Source organism: Ginsengibacter hankyongi (assembly GCF_008710285.1).
GTDB lineage: Bacteria > Bacteroidota > Bacteroidia > Chitinophagales > Chitinophagaceae > Ginsengibacter > Ginsengibacter hankyongi.
The window spans coordinates 117,014-133,523 of sequence record NZ_VYQF01000001.1; the positions used below are offsets into that span (position 1 = coordinate 117,014).

Here is a 16,510-nt window from a genome sequence, read left to right on the forward strand (position 1 = left end):
ATCGGTATTAGTATTGATCCATCTTTATTGAAATAGCAACATTGTAATTTTCGTCTTTCCCATATACTGCACAAAACAACATCTTAGGTACACCGTTCTCAATCCATCACTGCGACCTTTAGAGCAATGAATTTTTATTTTCCGCTAAATGATACTCTCCTCCCCGAATTAAAATAAAAATATCTCTATATACCCCGTTTTTAAAACTCTTTACTGCTGCTTTTGCTTTTTTAATACTTGCAAAAGGTCCATCCGTTCTATCAGCATTTGGCTCGGATAATTTCCCGGACCACCGATCATTCCCAATGGTTGAAACAAAAAAATCTGCATAGGGCTTATTTGTATTTTGAGCAACACAAACTGAGGCTATTACAAATGAAAAAAATGAAATAATGATCGATTTAAAAATGGTCATTTTCCTGATTTTCACTCTATACATGCAAGTAATTATTTTTGAATCCATATCCTATAACATTTTTGAATGTTATAAAAAATATTAATTAAGTTTATATTTTAAGAAACTGTTAGATTTTTCATTTGGCTCTATCCACCCATTGATAGTATTATTTTTTCACCTCCAATACTGCCTGTTTTTTAAACCCCGAGTATCCGTAGGAAGCAGTTACCTTATGAAATTGCCCTGGCGTGTAGGCTGCACTGAAAGTACCGGTATCAGGTCCTGTCTCTTTTAATTGGTATTTAATTGTTGGCGCATCTTCCTCTTTTAGTTCAACCCAAGCTTCATCTACTTTATCAGGATGAAGATTTAATGGCGCCTTTAGGCGAATAAATACCTTTTTAAGCTTACCTACATGTGTTATTTTTTTGCCTGCGGCATTAACGAAATAAATGGCAGTACTGTGTAAAGATGAAAAAGTCAATGTTGCCATCCAGCCTCTATTGGAGATAGCCCATCCTTCAGTGGCGTAAGCGTTTTTTCCAATTTTATCCGTGGCCGTATCTGCCATTTTACCATCTACCTTTTGATTCATTCTTGGAAAATCTTTATCCAGCGGTGTGCCATCTAACGTGCCTCTTACAAGGCCCAATTGACCATATCCATTTGGATGCGAATCAGGCCATCCGTATTCTACGCCTTCCCAATATCCATTGAGCGCTACTCTTTCTTTACTTTTATTACTTAAGTGAGCTCCCAGAGGATTCAGGCCAAATACAAAATTCACCTGGCTCCATGCCAGTTCCCTTAATTGTGGTTGATTAAGTAAATAGGCTGCAGCAAATAAACTCCCCCCCAATGCAGGAGCGCCACCCAGTTCTTTGGTCTTTGGGTGAGCCCTTTCCGTATCATTGTGTACCCTGTATTGCCAGGGATTGGTGGTTTTAGCACTAATATGATTGGCCCAGGCTGTCAACTTTTCTTTCGTACCTTTTGGTGCCTTATCGGGTACCGTTAGTAGAAAAAAAGCCAGCGCTTGTGGTGTAATATGTTCGGCATTTCTAATCCACCACATATGCCTGGGATTGTTAAAATCCCAGTTTTTAATAATATCTTCAGCACTTAGCTGTGCCCATTTTAAAAACTGTTCCGGCTTGCCATCAGCTTCGTTTTTTTCGCAGAGGTACATGAATAGATTGCTGAATACCGATTGCCCGAACGCATTGCCCATCTCATTGAATTCCTGGTACCCCGAGTCAACCCATTTGGTACTATAAGTCCAATACCTTACTACCTTATGCCGGTCGTAAGCGGTCCATTTTTCGAGGCATACCTTTCTGTATGCCTGGTATTTTTCTGCTGACAAGTATGGCTTTAAAAAACTATGGTAAGCAGCACAGACTGCTGCAAGCTGATCGAGTGTATTCCAATAATCATAATTCATTTTGGCGCTATCCTTATATCCCAACCAGCCATGCCTTTCTGCAACGGGCCCGTTATAATTTATATGATTGTACGCAAATTCGGCATGCCATAAAATCAGTGCCACCAGGTCCGGCATCTTCCCTTCGCCCATTTCATTTTTCCAGTTATCAAACAACGCAGGGTTACTGGCATAAAACATGGTTTCAAAAACAGTTTCCAATCCGTAAGCGCCACAGTCTCTTGAAGGTCCTCCACCGTACACCTTTGCTTCATTTGAATGAACCGGATCTGTTGAACCTCGAACATCCACAAAAAAATCATAGGCTAATTTGGAGGAGATTAATTCGAGGTAAAAGGGGGCAATTTTAAAGGGAACCGACGACTGCAAACCATTCACCTTGATTATATATTCAGATACATGATCAACCGGATTGAACAAAGAAAAATCCCCGCTGTAATTTTTAATGATTCCTTTAAAGACCGTTTTACCAGTGGTAGCAGATACGATTTCAAAGCCGGTTTTATCAGCAATACCCCAGGCAACAAAACGTTTGGATTCACCTGAATTATACCCTGCCTGGTTTACCAACACTCTTTTGAGGGCTGATTGCTGGGCAGAAATACTTTGGTTGGCGGCAAAAAGGAGTATAAAAATAACAATGCGGGTGATAAATTTATTTTTCAACATACGACTTATTGATTTTATTTAATTCCTGATTCAAAACATATTCTTTTCCTGCAACCAGGTAGATTTCTTTTACCAGTTGCCCATACCTGATTTTAGCAGTAGCATTTTCTGCTGCTTTGAAAATTACATTTTCCAGATTTCCTTTTTTCCAGGTGATATCCACCCGAACATTTCCGCGTGCTATCAGTCCTTTTACTGAGCCCTCCTGCCAGGCATCCGGCAAGGCAGGTAACAGGTGGATTTCACCCAAATGGCTTTGCAGCAGCATCTCCACTACCGCTGCCGTGTAGCCGAAGTTGCCATCTATCTGAAAGGGCGTATGCGCATCAAACAAATTAGGGTACAAGCCGCCATCAAACGAAAAACCTGAGCGCTCTACCGGCACTGGTTTTAACAACGTTCTCAATAATTGATATGCTTTGTTACCCTCCAATAAACGGGCATAAATATTCATCTTCCAGGCAGTGCTCCACCCGGTACTGACATTGCCTCTTGAGTCCAAAGATTTCTTTGCTGCCCTCGCCCAATCGGGCGTATAAATGGGACTGATTTGTTTGCCGGGATACACGGCAAACAGGTGTGAATTGTGCCGGTGATGGTCGGTAGAATCATCTACGTCATCCATCCATTCCTGCAATTGCCCCCACCGGCCAACCTGGGGACCCAACAAGCGTTTTTGCATGGAGGTTATTTTAGCACAGTAAGCCTGGTCTATTCCTAGTTTTGTTGCAGCCGCGATGTAATTACCAAACAGGTCGTATACAATTTGCTGATCATAGGATGCACCGGGGTAAGGTGATTTATCGCCTTCGTTTTTTCCTGGACCATGTTCCGGTGACCAGCCATATGGTGTAATTAATTTGTGATTTGGCCCTTCAACGAGGTGATCTTCCCAATATTCCGTAATCTCTTTTAATAGGGGATAGGCCCTTTTACGCAGGAAGGCAGTGTCATTTGTAAACGCAACATGTTCCCAGAGATGCTGACTCAACCAGGCGCTGCCGGGACGATGGATCCGCCAGGCTGAAGGCCCTCCCATGATATTATTGGTGTTGTAAATGATCCAACCTTTTTTTGTCTTCAGTGCGGAATCTGTTGATTTTTTTTGAATATATCCGATGTGTTCAATCCAATCGAAAAGAGGTAAATGGCATTCAGATAAACCTGTTGGTTCAGCCAGCCAATAATTCATTTCCACATTAATATTGGTGGTGTATTGTGCATACCAGGCCGGTTTAAATTCATCATTCCAGATTCCCTGGAGATTGGCGGGCAGTCCACCAGGCCTCGAAGAACTGATGAGCAGGTATCTTCCATATTGAAATAATAATGCTTCAAAATCAGGATCGATGGCGCCTTTGTTGTAGGCTGTAAATCGTTCTGTGATATCCAGGTTATTTTGTTTCCCCAACTTTAATTCCACCTTGTTAAACAGGCGACTAAAATCAGTGACGTGGCTGGCAAATAATTGAGCATATGTTTTTGTAACAGCGCCCAACAGTTGTTGTTCGAGCTTATTGTGCGGTGCTTCGCCTTTGAATTGAACCAATGGATCATTCACAAATGAAGTTCCTGCAACAAGGTATAATTCGATCTCGTTTGCATTTTTAACCTCAATACCCGTGCTGTCTTCAGTCATGCGGCCGCCTTTTAGTTTCACCAGCAGTTGGGCTTCATATTCCATGTTATTTTCTAGAAGTTTCCCTTTAAAAATTAATTTGGAACCATTTACAATAGTTTTTGACTGGTGCGCATCATTAAGCATGATCTTGCAGGAAATTTTTGCATTGCCCTGGGAAGTATATTTCATAACCATTACCCGATCTGGGTTACTAATAAAATAAGTTCGGTAAAATTTGTTCTTCCCTGCGCTATAACTTATTTTATGAACCCCCTCATTTAATAGCAATTCTCTATGATAACCAACGACCTCCCCATGATTAAAATTAATCAGCACATTACCGAAAGGCTGATAATAACCCACCTTATTTGTTGTGCCGGTAATAAGTGATGATTCATTAAACTGGATGCGTTCATGGTTGGCGCCGCCAAAAACCATCGCACCTAAAAAGCCATTCCCCAGCGGTAAAGCTTCCAGCCAGTTATTTGCCGGAATATTAAATTTCATGGCCACCGGGATGGGCTTGGTTACCTGGCCCTGCAAACCTGCATTTAATAATAAAAATATTACCCCTAAAAAAAGCAATCGATGAGCCGGTTTATTCATTTGGTTTGTACTTTTTTTGTTATCAATATACCAGCTGGCAATAAAACACCATCACTATAAAATCCAAACGTTCCATGATTGCATGTTAGTTTTCGTAACACCTGATCGCAAAAATGGCTACTGGTGTATCTTTTGAAGGGTGATCACATTTCAATTGGAGCATGTCTGTAACCAGTGCCTCATCAAATAGGATGGTATTAAGCGATTGATAATTGTCTTCTTTTTTATACACTACGTTGCCCGACTGGTCGATGATTGAATAGTTTCTTACGCAAAAAGGCATTACCCGTTCGGGGTGGCCCAGCAATACCGATTCCATTGGATGGTCAAAATCTGTGTCGAAACAAATCTCAATGCATTTAATACGCTTCGGTCCACTCCAATTTAGTGTAACCGAGGGGGAAGGATCATTGTAATCTGCCACCCAAGCGTTCGGATGAGTCGTTGGCCTGCCAATACCATTGCGAATATTTTCAACTGAAAAAGGATAAAGGCCGTCTTCAATCTTAATGGCTAAATTTTGCCCCTCAGGCCTTCTTTTTGGGCACCAGAATTCAAATGCCTCTACTCCAATATCGTCGGTTGGAGATTGCTTTCCGTAATTGGATACTGCAACATTGATATGGTTAAAAACAGATAAAATTCCTGTAACCCTTTGTTCTGAAAAATGCAACGAAACCTGCGGGTTTTTGAGAAAGCAAATAAAAGCATACCCCTTTTCAGGCATTAACTGGTTAAAATTGAGTTGGATACAATTACGCCCTGGCGACATTTCAAATGACAATGTTTCCAAAATTGTTTCGGGAGTATAATTGTTAATGTTTCGGCTGATCCTTAGTTGCACTTCCAGCTTTGTCTCAATTTCCGCTTCCGTTTGAACAATCAATGTTGGAACTTTACCGGGTAACAAAGGAATTAGCTGACCAAAAGAAACTTCTAAAGTTTTAAACAAATTATCATCCCTCAGTTCATTTAAATGCAGTTCACTACTGGCAGTAAGTGTAGCGGCTGCGACAAGGTCGAACGAATCATTATGTATAATACCCGGTATAAAATGACCTGCTCTTAACAATGCCTGTTGTAGATTATTGATGTTTTCTTTTACCAAAAGCGTTGCGGGAATTAGACTTTTTGATTTGCACAACCAGGCAGCAGTACCTACCGCTTGACCAATACAACCGCAGGTTGCCATTACCCTTGTAGATGCGAAAGCAACGTGCGTTGAACTGATGATACGGCCTGCAAGAAAAAGATTTTTGACATTTCGACTGTATAAGGATCGCAATGGAATTTGATAAATACCTTTACTATGCCATTGATTACATCCGGGCTTTTCACTAAACACCCCATCCGCTGGATGAAGATCGATGCTCCATCCACCAAAGGCCACCGCATCAGCATGTACCCTTTGTTCAACAATATCTTGCTGGCGAATTATATAGTCACCTTCGAACCGCCTGCTTTCCCTTTTACCCGGGATGGTACCTACCCATTCAAGTGTTAAGTTTTCAGCATCCGGAAATTCCCCCGAATTTTTTATATGATTCCAAACTCCATACACCACTTTCCAAAGTTCCCATTTTATTTTTTCGGTGTCATGCACTGTATCCAGTCTGCCACCATACTCGATCCACCAGAGCCTGCATCCAAATTCATTTGTATTAAATCCTCTGTAACGTGGTATTGCTGTAATATCCTTTAATGCATATGAAGGCGGAATATATTTCACCTTTTTACCCGTATCCTTTGTATAAAAATATAAGGAATGTCCCAGCAATTCACCATACTCTTTTGATGGAGCAAATTTTTCTCCAAATTCTTCCGTAGATTCGGCTCCCATTCTAAAAGCTGCGCCGGATAAAAAGCCAACTATCCCATCTCCCGATGCGTCTACAAATAGGGGCGCACTTAATGTATATTTAATCTGATTCTGACTGCAGAAACCTTCTACTGCGTAAATCCTGTCTTCTTCCTTTTTGAGCACATGATAGACTGACGTGTTTAGTAACAATGTAATATTATTTTCTTGAATCACTTTATCGAGGATAATGGTATCAAATATCACAGCGTTACCCTCCGGATTACGGTACATGTTTTCTACCAATAATTCATCAATAATTCCGCCCTCCCGTGACCATCGGTTGTTATTACCCATGTGAGAGGTTGCTCCCAGTACCCACAACCTTACCTCACTGGACGCATTCCCTCCTAAAACCGGTCTGTCGTTAACAAGCACAACTTTGAGCCCCAATCTTGCGGCCGCAATTGACGCACAAACCCCCGCAATACCGCCGCCTACAACAACCAAGTCGGATTCAATTTCCTTTTTTTTCAGATCCCTAAACAATTTTTCCGCATTAGTTATCATGTTTCGAATTATTGTAAATAAATAAAGTTTTTTAAGCCTCGAGCCGGTCAGCTACTCTCCAATATGCCTTCAGCATTTGCAGGATAGCGATAAAATTGTCTAGATAACACTGAAAAAATAAACGAAAAATACCAGTCAGTATGCCGTGATAACAAAGAAAGTATAAAAGCCAAAAAAAGTACCGAGACATAGGGAGGCAATTTAAATTTTCACAAATAAAATATATGATAACAAAATATTTTACCATTGTTATAAATAAACCTGTTAAAAGTATCATCATTAGCATAAATTTGAACTAACTAAAATATGCATTCCAAAATTTACCTATCGAAATCATTTGCGAAATCGTTTTCGATAGATACATAAATTAAATAGTATGCCAAGAGTTGTCTGCCCCAGGTGTGAAAAAGCTGAAACCGTTCAGAAGTCGGGTATCGTTCGCAAAAAGCAACGTTTCTATTGTAAGGATTGTAATTATCATTTCACAATATATCATGAAAGCATAAAATCAAGAAAAAAACAAAAGCCTAATTCAGGAGGTCAAACATCCTTATTGGATATTGCGAAAGCGGTGGGGGTATCTGTTTCAACCGTATCAAGGGCACTGAATAACCATCCTGATATCAGCGAAAAAACAAAAGTAGCAATAAAGAGCATTGCTAAAGAATTGGCATATGAACCGAACGCGCTTGCACAAAGTCTAGTTACAAGATCAACGCATACATTGGGTGTCATCATTCCAAATTTACATACTACCTTTTTTGCCACGATGCTAAGCGGTATTCAGCACGTTTCATCACAGGCAGGATACCGGGTAGTGATTTGCCAGTCAGATGACTTACATCAAACTGAAGTCGCCAATGTTCAGGCATTGATGAACAATATGATTGACGGATTATTATTCTGCCATTCGTTGGAAACTTCAACTTTTGATCATATAAAAATACAGTTGAGGCGAGGTATTCCAATTGTTCAATTTTACAGGGTATCACTGGAAGTAGAAACGCCCTGCGTTTTCTGCGAGGATGAAAACGGGGCTATCCAGGTAACGGAACACCTGATTGAAATGGGCTGTAGGCGTATTGGAATATTATTGGGGCCACCACATTTAATGATTTCTAAAAAACGATTAGAGGGGTACTACAAGGCCTTAAATAAATTCAAAATTCCCTTAGATCCAAAACTTGTAGCCAATGTTGATTTCAGCACCAAATCGGTACACTCTTCCGTAGATAATTGGTTGCATTTAGATGTTCCCGTTGATGCTGTTTTTTCCATTTCTGACAAAAGTGCCGTACAAACCATACAGTACTTAAAAAAACTCCACATCAAGGTTCCAGATACTGTTTGTGTAGCAGGATTTGGTAATGAGTATACTGGCGAAATCATTGAACCTCAGTTAACAACTTTTGATGTGCGTACGGGATTAATAGGTGAAAAAACCGCAAAGCTTTTATTGAACAGGATCATTGATCAAAATAGCACTTCAGAAAATGTTACAGTAAAAGGACACCTGATCGTAAGAGATTCTTCAAAGAGAGTGCAGCATTTATAGAACAATCTAATCTAATAATTAGATACAATGAATCATTAAGTCAATTAATCTGTCTTTTGGAGGTATGCTATTTCTTCTTATTTCAGCATATAGACTCTACGCTCACGGAGGTATGGGGCAAAGCCACATCAGGCAACAATAGCCCCGTTGTTAATGTTTGGATGCCTTGACTTCCGATTAACATTTGTTATTGTTGCTGTTCTTAAGTAATATAGAAAAAACACAAAGAACTGCAACAAATGAGCTTGGACATTTATCACCTACTGATAAACTGACGTTCCTGCAATTGAGCATTAAATTGATACGCCTTTCCACCTAAAAGCTCAATAGTTTTAGTCGTTCGACCGTATCGGATTCGGTAGGAGCCACTTTTTGCTGCCTTTAAAATGGCCTTTTGCAATTGCCCATCTTTCCAAAATAAACTCACTTCCACGTTGCCTCTGGCCTTTAAGCCCTTTATTAAACCCTGTCTCCACGCATCAGGTAAAGCAGGCAGTAAATCAATTTCACCGGTGTGACTCTGCAATAGCATCTCGCTTAAACCTGCCGTATAACCAAAGTTGGCATCAATTTGAAAGGGAGGATACGTGTCTAATAGGTTATAAGAAATACTATGTCGAAAAAGGCTTTGCACCATCTGATAAGCCCTGTTTCCCTGCTGCAGCCGGGCATACAAGTTAATCTTCCATGCACTGCTCCAACCAACACTGCTATCTCCGCGGGAATTTAAAGAAATCAGTGCAGCTTTGGCTAAAGAGGGACGGTGATGATCTGTAGAATCGTCCCAATCTTCCATCCATTCCTGCAACTGTCCCCACTGCCTATTTGTGGGCCAAGTAGTTTAGCTCGCATGACCTCTACTTTTTTGCGATACGACTGCTCGACATTTAACACTGAGGCAGCATCAAGATAATTTGTGAACAAATCATAAACAATCTGCTGATCATAAGAGACTCCGGGATATGGACTTTTATCACTTTCGTTTTTATGAGGACCATGTTCGGGAGACCAACCGTCAGGTGTAACTAGCTTGCCATCTGTACGTTCTACCAAATGACCTTCCCAGTATTCCACCAATTGCTTGAGCATGGGGTAAGCTCTCTTCCGCAGAAAATTCGTATCATTCGTAAAAGCATAATGCTCCCAGAAATGCTGCGACATCCATGCATTGCCAGGCCGATGCAAGCGCCATTTACTAGGTCCTCCCATAATATTATTAGTGCTATAAGCTATCCAGCCTTTCGTCGTTTTCAAAACAGAATCACCAGAATTTTTACTTACAGCAGCCAGGTTTTCTACCCAATCAAATAGTGGAAAATGGCACTCAGCCAAGTTGGTCACTTCAGCAGGCCAGTAATTCATTTGAACATTGATATTGGTAGTGTATTGCGAGTACCAGGCTGGCTTATATTCATCATTCCAGATCCCCTGTAAATTGGCAGGCAGACCGCCTTTTCGGGAAGAACTGATCAACAAATATCTGCCATATTGAAACAACAGGGTTTCCAATGCATGATCCCTTTGACCTTTGTTATAAGCTTCTATTCTTTTGTTGGTGGGTATACCCGGTGTTTCACCAAGATAAAACACAACACGACTAAACAACCTTTCAAAGTCATTTACATGATCCTTTTTTAATTCTTGATAAGATTGGCGAGACACACGACTAATTCTTTTTACTAACTCATCATGGGGATCTGCACCCAGCCAATTTTCTCCCGAATAAGGACGGAACGACGTTCCAGCTACAAGTGTCAATGTCAATTTATCAGCATTTTTAACAATGATGGAGCTATCAGTTCGTATTAACCTACCACCTGTACTATTTACCTGCAGTATCGCCTCGTACTTCATTTGATTTCCTAGTAAACCCTTGAATGAAATCCGATTTTTCTGAACCACAGAAAAAGATTGATGTGCATCTTTCATGACGATGTTGGCAGTAATAGAGTGAGGCTTTTCAGAAGAGATCTGCATCACCATTGCTTTCGCAGGATGACTGATAAAATATTCGTGTTTAAAATGAATGCCGTCCGCAACATATTCGGTGTGATGAAGCGCCTGGTCCAGCAATAGCATTCTCTTATAATTTCCAACAGTATGATGTTTCCAGTGGATAAAGATATTTCCGAAAGGTTGATAGCTTCCTACAACTTTAGTAGTGCCGGTTACTAGAGAGCTTTCATTGAATTGGATCCTTTCTGTTGCTGTACCTCCAAAAACCGTTGCACCCAATGAACCATTACCCAATGGTAATGCCTGAAGCCAGTTTGCAGCCGGCGTATCGTACCATAACGTTTGATTCTGAATACCGCGTTCTTTACCATTTGTTTGAGCAGCAACTGATAAACACATTATTACACTACAAACAAATAATTTTAAAGCTTTGTCTATCAACATAATTTTTATTCTTAAGAATATATTAATTACCCTTGTGGCATTGGCAATTTTTTAAACTCTCCATTTTTTAAACCAATCGTCAAACTTCAACAACTTCAACGTCGTGTATTTTTAAAAATGGTAAAACTTTATCGTTGGTCATAATAATCTTTCATCATTCTTTTAGTTAAATAATATCTTTTTATTTACGTCTTTTTAAATGTACATATACCGCAAATACGAATAAAGGCAAGTTATTGGGACCGTATACGAAAACAATGTTGAGTGGGTTGTACAAATAAGCCTATTTAGTAACAGGTACTCTTTTTTGACTTCGGCATCGAAGTACTGAAAAATAATGACGCTACCACCAATACAATAGCTGCAATAGCGATATATAAAGATTTCACCGTGCCGGGTAAAAAAACCAGCGAGGTTACTAAAATAACAAGTGAATTGTAGTTTCGATTTTTCATTTCAAAAATTCCTGGTAAATCGTCTGTACGTGATGATCTTTTATAAAAATATTTTTCCACCACCGGCGCTACCCGGTTATTTTCATTGGCTGATTACCAAATAACAAATAAAGAATGAAACCGGCTTGCTTTCTTATCTAAAATTGTCTTTCCATTCAATTATATTAACATTCTCTATTTTGCCGCTTTTACCATAAACCTTTTTATCGAAGGAACAAAACCTGCTTTTTTACCAAAAATTGAATCATCCAGACCTTCAACAAAAAAATCCGGCTGCAAACAGCCGGATTAAAAGATGGCATATACTGAATGTGTCCAAAATCATGGAGTCTTTAATACACTTATGGTAGGTAGCCAGTCCGCTTATTTTGGCCATTTCCATCACGGAAGCCCTCGTAATATTTATGGGATTACAAAAACCGGTTTAAGTTAAAAAACTGGAAAAGCGCCATGTAAAAACTGATATGAGTGAGGCCGATCTGCCGTCATCATTGATCGCCTCGTAAAACCCGGTTAACGCACTCACTTGTTCCATTCCCCTCCTTTTTAAAACAGAAATCTCACACATCACACGCTATTGCTCTTCAGCAACTTTTCTATATCCTCGTACCAGTAATAATATATTCCGCCGATCTTGCTGTGGCGGAGTTCACGGGACAACCCAAGCCTCCGGATCGTGTTGGACGAAATATCCAACAGTTTTCTTACCTCTGAATTTTTAAGCCAGGGTTTAACCGGTTGTGCTACTGGTGATTTCAGCAATTGCTTTATATCGTTTAACAACTGGACTTTGAATTGCTGCAGGTCCTCTTTTTTAACTACCTCGATAGCCATTTCACGTTGTTTTATTGATGGAGTAATAGTTGCTACCTTCTTGCCCAGGCGCTCTTAATATAATTCGCTTTTTATTTCAAACTGACATCCCCTTCCTGGTCGTCTTTTTTTTTGAATTGTTTAAATCCCCTGCTTTCTGTGAAGGCCCCTTTTTAATGTCTTCCTTCACGTCTTTTTCTCCCTTTTGCCGATCAGGCCACCTAATACCAATAAATTTCCTATCTCCCTGCTTGTTCTAATAAGGTTGTTTTCAGTAAATGCTAACGCAGTTGGCATCTTCAAAGGTTGATGCCCGATTGGTATTAACACGTCAAAGTATTTCCGCAAATTAGTATCTGGTATTAAAGGTACTTTCCCTGCCATACCAATGACAGGTAGCCTTTTAAGCTTCGCGCGGGAAGCCACACCAAATGGACCTTTTCCTTTCATTGTTTGATCGTCTATGCTGCCTTCTCCGGTAATAACCAAATCACATTTTTCCAATGCCAGATCAAAATCAGTAAGCTGAAGAAAATAGTCAATCCCGTTTACCATTTTTGCATTCAATAAACCGTACAACCCTGCAGCAGCGCCACCGGCAGTACCTCCATACTTTAATTCTGATATGTCCTTGCCTGTATTTTGCAGTACCACTTCTGATAGCCTCGAAAGAGCCGCATCTAATTCCTGTACAGACGAATAGGAAGCACCCTTTTGAGGGCCAAATACAGATGCAGATCCATGCTTACCTAATAAATGGTTGTCAACATCACAGAGTACAATCACTTCGCACTCCTCAACTCTTTTGTCAATTTCCGATAAATCAATGGCCGCAAGTTTTGAGAGGTACCCTGGTGAGGAAGGCAAATCTCTGCCATCTGCATTTAAAAAACGAACACCTAGCGCTTTGAGTATTCCGATACCACCGTCCACTGTGGCAGAGCCTCCCATTCCTACTATGATCTTTTTCACTCCTTTATCCAGGGCATTTTTAATGAGTTCCCCGGTACCAAATGAAGTTGCCTCCAATGGATTCAATTCATCAGGCTGTAGTAACCGCAGACCCGATGCTGTGGCCATTTCTATCACAGCAGTTTTGCCTGCTTCTATTAAACCAAATGAGGCGTGTATTTTTCTTCCCAAAGGATCGTGAACCACTGCATTTACCGGGATCCCCTTGCATTTCTCCATTATTAAAAATCCCGTTCCATCTCCTCCATCTCCTATAGGAAAACATTCGCAGGTACAATCTAGTTTACTCTGCACCAATCCTTCCTTTATTGCTCTCGCCGCTTCACTTGCATTTAGGCTATGTTTAAAAGCATTTGGAGAAATGAGAATATTCATAATGGATCTTTTATAAAATAGCGTTAATTGAAATGATGATGGTTAATCATATTGCGCTTTTCTTACGGGCTTTTTATTCACCCTATTCTTGATTAATTTGATAGTAATCATGAAAATAATCAAAATAATTGCCAGTACAAGGAGGTACCTTGAACCTAATGATAGATCATAATTAATATAAGAGATTTCAGCGGTTAGCAGGTGATAACCTGGCACCATCCAACTAAACAGATAAGCCTGCAATAAAACAATAAAGCAGATGAAAATCAGCATAATAAAACTGTGCTTCAGTGTAAATCTGAAAAGCTCAGATTCTTTGCCAACAAGATTTCCTGCGGCCGCGGCAACCGCAATAGACGGAGGAGAAATCATTTTACCGATAACACCGCCGGAAACATTTGCAGCAACTGTTACTACCGGATCTACCCCTATTGACGTAGCAGTAACGGCCTGGAGTTTGCTAAATAATGCATTGGAAGACGTGTCGGAGCCTGTTATGAATACTCCCAACCAACCAAGTACCGGGGCAAAGAAAGGAAACAGAGAGCCTGTATTTGCCAATACAGCAGCTAAAGTTAAGATAATGCCTGAATCATTGACCAGGTACGCGAATCCCAAAACAGATGTTACCGTAATCACAGGAAATTTAAGTTGTTTAAGTGTTAGCATAAATATTTTTACACCATCACTGAAGTTTAGTCCTATTAAAGGGATTGCGATAATTGCCGATATTAAAATAGCCGTCCCGGCTGCTGATAAATAATTAAATTTAAAAACATGCGATATCAATTTACCATCCGCACTTAGAATGACGTTGTGAATTCCCCAAAATTTGAACTCTATTTGTCCGAAAGAATTGAGAACTTCTTTTACCGGTTGCAGCCCCCAGGCTACAATCATTATTGTCAACAAAATAAATGGCGACCATGCTCTGATAATCTGGCCGGTTGAATACTTTTTTTTCCCCGTAATTGACGTAGAAACCTCATTGGGAAATCTCCAGATATTTTTCGGTTTCCAGAATTTTAAAAAAGCTATAAGGCTTATTATTGAACCAATACCGGCAAGGATATCAGGAAGAGAGGGGCCTAAAAAATTAGAACACGCCCATTGAATTACAGCAAAAGAAATTCCTGATACTAATATAGCGGGCAATACTTCTTTTGTTTTTTTTAATCCACACATTAATACTACCAAATAAAAGGGAAGCATTACAGATAATATTGGAAGCGTTCTGCCGACCATTTGTGAAATTGCCATCTCAGGAATTGAGGATACCTGCGATGCAACCGTTATCGGTATACCAATAGAACCAAATGCAACCGGTGCTGTATTGGCAATGAGACAAATTCCGGCAGCATAAAGGGGATCAAAGCCAAGTCCAACAAGCATTGCGGCAGTTATGGCCACAGGTGCTCCAAAACCGGCGGTACCTTCCAGAAAAGCGCCAAATGAAAAAGCAATTAACAGCGCTTGTAGTCTTCTGTCGGAAGTGACCGATGCCATAAAATGCTTTATAATTTCAAATTGGCCGCTTTCCACAGTAATATTGAATAAAAAAAGTGCGGTAATAACAATCCAGCAAATCGGGAACAAGCCATACAATGCCCCGTTTACAGCAGAAAGCAGTGCTAATTTAACCGGCATGCCATAGATAATGATTGCTATAAATAGGGCAATTCCAGTGGCTATTAAACTGGCCTTAGACCCCCTCATTCTCTTTATTATTAATGCCCAGAAGATAAAAAGTATGGGAATTACAGCCACGAATGCAGATAAAGTAATGTTATTAAACGGATTAATAACTTGTGACCAGTTCATAAATTTACTTTTTTACCGTATTTACAGAAGAGTTAAAGTTGCTTAAAAGGTATTACAAAAATATTTTAATCGTTACGGATAATTTCCCAACAACTGCTTCCATTCTTTGTAAAGCTCGTCATAAATAGAACTATTGGTTGGTTCAAATTTTCTTATTGGTCTAAAATTAGAGTATGCTTCACTATGTGATTTGAAAATCCTGCACCCACACCCGCGCCCAGTGCGGCTCCCAAACTTCCATCATTTTCATACAACTCAACAGCAACACCTGTTTCATTTGCAAATGATTTGATAAAGACATGCTCAAAAAATAAATTGGCTTTTTCTATACGAATAATGGTCGGGTGCAAATTATTCTCCCGCATTATTCTGCGTTGACATTTTAAATCCCCAAAAAGGATCTCTTGTTAGCCAGCCATGGCGAATACAACCGTTGACAATTTTTCTGAAATTACATGTATACTTCATCGTTGTGTTATGGTTACACTTGCGAACCGACTTAAGCCAAAATACGTAGTCAGTCAAAAAATCATAATTGAGCTTATTGATCTCAAAGTCTTCTAAATCATATTTCCATTTTATAAAAGAAAGGATATGTCCAAACGAGATTTTATAACGCCTTAATGTAGCAGGCGAATACTCGGAATCCACCAATGCTGCCAACTGCTCATTGTGCTTTTTGAAAACTTCTAAAATTGTTTTTTGATTTTTCAACAATACCGAAAAGGATGTTTTTGAGTAACCGGTTTGTTTGTCTCTGTAAGCACCAGCCCTTGCTTCAAAGATCTTTACTTTTAGCGTGGAAAGGTGGTTATTTAGTTCCTTGATATACTCCCCTTTTCCATAGGCCTTTTCAGATTTTTGATCCCATAGTTCAGGATCACTTTTGCGTGAAGTAGCTAATTCCTTTACAAGTCCGTTGACAGTGCTTCGCATGTAAATAGGCATGTGTCTACGTAGATAATTTTTTGGCTTTTTAAGTAGAAAAGCATACTAAAATTTTTGCCAAGCATA

The 16,510-nt window shown here is 39.8% G+C and carries 12 protein-coding genes; 1 reads left to right on the forward strand and 11 read right to left on the reverse strand.

What is annotated here, in order from left to right:
* Positions 1-118 precede the first annotated feature (118 nt).
* The 4 genes from FW778_RS00475 to FW778_RS00490 all read right to left on the reverse strand — a co-directional run bounded on the left by FW778_RS00475 (position 119) and on the right by FW778_RS00490 (position 7,105).
* Entirely contained in the window at positions 119-439 is a 321-nt protein-coding gene (locus FW778_RS00475) for a hypothetical protein (RefSeq protein WP_150412614.1), read from the reverse strand.
* 124 nt (positions 440-563) lie between these two features.
* The gene (locus tag FW778_RS00480) at positions 564-2,510 is read right to left on the reverse strand and encodes a cellulase N-terminal Ig-like domain-containing protein (protein ID WP_202552014.1); all 1,947 of its coding nucleotides are present in this window, start codon (positions 2,508-2,510) and stop codon (positions 564-566) included.
* Positions 2,497-4,737 carry a glycoside hydrolase family 95 protein gene (locus FW778_RS00485; RefSeq protein WP_150412615.1) on the reverse strand — a complete coding sequence of 747 codons (2,241 nt, stop codon included), beginning with the start codon at positions 4,735-4,737 and terminating at the stop codon, positions 2,497-2,499. The genes FW778_RS00480 and FW778_RS00485 overlap by 14 nt, the downstream gene beginning before the upstream one ends.
* Positions 4,738-4,822: 85 nt before the next feature.
* Positions 4,823-7,105 carry an FAD-dependent oxidoreductase gene (locus FW778_RS00490; protein WP_150412616.1) on the reverse strand — a complete coding sequence of 761 codons (2,283 nt, stop codon included), beginning with the start codon at positions 7,103-7,105 and terminating at the stop codon, positions 4,823-4,825.
* Positions 7,106-7,481: 376 nt separating this feature from the next.
* Here FW778_RS00490 and FW778_RS00495 point away from each other — a divergent pair, with 376 nt between their 5' ends.
* Complete coding sequence (locus FW778_RS00495) at positions 7,482-8,660, forward strand: LacI family DNA-binding transcriptional regulator (protein WP_150412617.1); 1,179 nt, start codon at positions 7,482-7,484, stop codon at positions 8,658-8,660.
* Between the two features lie 256 nt (positions 8,661-8,916).
* Here FW778_RS00495 and FW778_RS00500 read toward each other — a convergent pair whose 3' ends face one another.
* From FW778_RS00500 to FW778_RS00530, 7 genes are all read right to left on the reverse strand, one after another.
* Positions 8,917-9,468 carry a glycosyl hydrolase family 95 catalytic domain-containing protein gene (locus tag FW778_RS00500; protein WP_150412618.1) on the reverse strand — a complete coding sequence of 184 codons (552 nt, stop codon included), beginning with the start codon at positions 9,466-9,468 and terminating at the stop codon, positions 8,917-8,919.
* Positions 9,411-11,060 carry a glycoside hydrolase family 95 protein gene (locus tag FW778_RS00505; protein ID WP_150412619.1) on the reverse strand — a complete coding sequence of 550 codons (1,650 nt, stop codon included), beginning with the start codon at positions 11,058-11,060 and terminating at the stop codon, positions 9,411-9,413. The genes FW778_RS00500 and FW778_RS00505 overlap by 58 nt, the downstream gene beginning before the upstream one ends.
* Before the next feature lie 1,022 nt (positions 11,061-12,082).
* On the reverse strand, positions 12,083-12,349 hold the full coding sequence (locus FW778_RS00510) for a helix-turn-helix domain-containing protein (protein ID WP_150412620.1): 267 nt from the start codon (positions 12,347-12,349) through the stop codon (positions 12,083-12,085).
* Positions 12,350-12,514: 165 nt separating this feature from the next.
* Positions 12,515-13,675 carry a glycerate kinase gene (locus tag FW778_RS00515; protein WP_150412621.1) on the reverse strand — a complete coding sequence of 387 codons (1,161 nt, stop codon included), beginning with the start codon at positions 13,673-13,675 and terminating at the stop codon, positions 12,515-12,517.
* A 42-nt stretch (positions 13,676-13,717) separates the two neighbouring features.
* The gene (locus FW778_RS00520; RefSeq protein ID WP_150412622.1) at positions 13,718-15,496 is read right to left on the reverse strand and encodes an L-lactate permease; all 1,779 of its coding nucleotides are present in this window, start codon (positions 15,494-15,496) and stop codon (positions 13,718-13,720) included.
* Between the two features lie 152 nt (positions 15,497-15,648).
* The gene (locus tag FW778_RS00525; RefSeq protein ID WP_150412623.1) at positions 15,649-15,861 is read right to left on the reverse strand and encodes a hypothetical protein; all 213 of its coding nucleotides are present in this window, start codon (positions 15,859-15,861) and stop codon (positions 15,649-15,651) included.
* Entirely contained in the window at positions 15,848-16,444 is a 597-nt protein-coding gene (locus tag FW778_RS00530) for a phage integrase SAM-like domain and Arm DNA-binding domain-containing protein (protein ID WP_150412624.1), read from the reverse strand. The genes FW778_RS00525 and FW778_RS00530 overlap by 14 nt, the downstream gene beginning before the upstream one ends.
* Positions 16,445-16,510 lie beyond the last annotated feature (66 nt).

Coding starts and splice junctions, on each gene's coding strand:
- FW778_RS00475 (WP_150412614.1), bottom strand. CDS start 439: ATGTATAGAGTGAAAATCAGGAAAATGACCATTTTTAAATCGATCATT.
- FW778_RS00480 (WP_202552014.1), bottom strand. CDS start 2,510: ATGTTGAAAAATAAATTTATCACCCGCATTGTTATTTTTATACTCCTT.
- FW778_RS00485 (WP_150412615.1), bottom strand. CDS start 4,737: ATGAATAAACCGGCTCATCGATTGCTTTTTTTAGGGGTAATATTTTTA.
- FW778_RS00490 (WP_150412616.1), bottom strand. CDS start 7,105: ATGATAACTAATGCGGAAAAATTGTTTAGGGATCTGAAAAAAAAGGAA.
- FW778_RS00495 (WP_150412617.1), top strand. CDS start 7,482: ATGCCAAGAGTTGTCTGCCCCAGGTGTGAAAAAGCTGAAACCGTTCAG.
- FW778_RS00505 (WP_150412619.1), bottom strand. CDS start 11,060: ATGTTGATAGACAAAGCTTTAAAATTATTTGTTTGTAGTGTAATAATG.
- FW778_RS00510 (WP_150412620.1), bottom strand. CDS start 12,349: ATGGCTATCGAGGTAGTTAAAAAAGAGGACCTGCAGCAATTCAAAGTC.
- FW778_RS00515 (WP_150412621.1), bottom strand. CDS start 13,675: ATGAATATTCTCATTTCTCCAAATGCTTTTAAACATAGCCTAAATGCA.
- FW778_RS00520 (WP_150412622.1), bottom strand. CDS start 15,496: ATGAACTGGTCACAAGTTATTAATCCGTTTAATAACATTACTTTATCT.
- FW778_RS00525 (WP_150412623.1), bottom strand. CDS start 15,861: ATGCGGGAGAATAATTTGCACCCGACCATTATTCGTATAGAAAAAGCC.
- FW778_RS00530 (WP_150412624.1), bottom strand. CDS start 16,444: ATGCCTATTTACATGCGAAGCACTGTCAACGGACTTGTAAAGGAATTA.